Origin of the sequence: Vibrio sp. 1562 (genome assembly GCF_033340155.1) — a bacterium.
Taxonomy (GTDB): domain Bacteria; phylum Pseudomonadota; class Gammaproteobacteria; order Enterobacterales; family Vibrionaceae; genus Vibrio; species Vibrio alginolyticus.
On sequence record NZ_JAWOVY010000136.1, the window covers coordinates 1 to 986 of the forward strand.

At 50.2% G+C, this 986-nt stretch carries 1 protein-coding gene; it reads left to right on the plus strand.

The features are described from left to right. Positions 1–924 (plus strand): TraB/VirB10 family protein (locus R7Z49_RS23725; RefSeq protein ID WP_318112174.1); only part of this gene is annotated, 924 nt, incomplete at its 5' end. Between the last annotated feature and the right edge of the window lie 62 nt (positions 925–986).

Below are 986 nucleotides of genomic sequence, written 5' to 3' on the forward strand. Positions count from 1 at the left end.
GCTGGAGGTGATGCAGCAGTTGAAGGCACAAATAGCCGTTTCGAAGTGCCTTTATCTGCCATGGAATTGCCTAAAGAAGAAAAGCCACTGCCGTCTAACCCAGACGACTATTTTGCCAATGCGCCGCTGCCTGATCCGCTCTATCAGCAGCCAGTCAATGGCCAAGGCACACGAGCACGGGATGTTCCATTGCCGCCAATCACGATTCGTATGATTGAGCCTGAAGTGGTTGCTGAACCAGAGGTTGTTGTGCAAGAAGCGCCGCCTTTGTATTTACCGGCGGGCAGCATCATCTCAGGTACTTTGATCACAGGTTTGGATGCCCCTACTCACGAGTCCGCAAGACGCGAACCTTTTCCTGCATTACTGAGGATTCAAAAGGAAGCCATTTTACCCAACCGATTCAGAGCGGATATCAAAGAGTGTTTCTTGATCGCCGCAGGTTACGGTGATTTGAGCTCTGAGCGTGCCTATTTGCGAGGCGAGACCATTTCATGTGTGAGAGAAGATGGTGGCGTCATTGAAACGCGACTGGATTCTTATGCCGTGGGTGAAGACGGTAAAGCCGGTATTCGTGGCCGATTAGTGTCGAAACAAGGCCAGCTGGTGGCCAAATCGATGATGGCCGGATTCCTTCAGGGCTTGGCAGGCGCATTTGATGTGAATCCTGTACCAACGATTCAGACGGGTAATGCCGGTGATACTCAGTTGTACCAGCAAGTCATGAGCCAAGAAGCATTACAAGGCGCTGCGATTAAAGGCACTGGTAAAGCATTGGATCGAGTGGCCAAGTTCTATTTGGACATGGCAGAAAATATGTTCCCAGTCATAGAGGTAGACGCTGCAAGGAAAATAGAAGTCATAGTCACTCGTGGGGCCTCGTTGTCGTTGGCCACTTCGCAAGGGGGAGGTGCAAGAAGATGAAAAAATCCTGCATGTTGCTAACCGATCGAAGTCCGTTTCAGACAATAAGATGTGTATCCAGA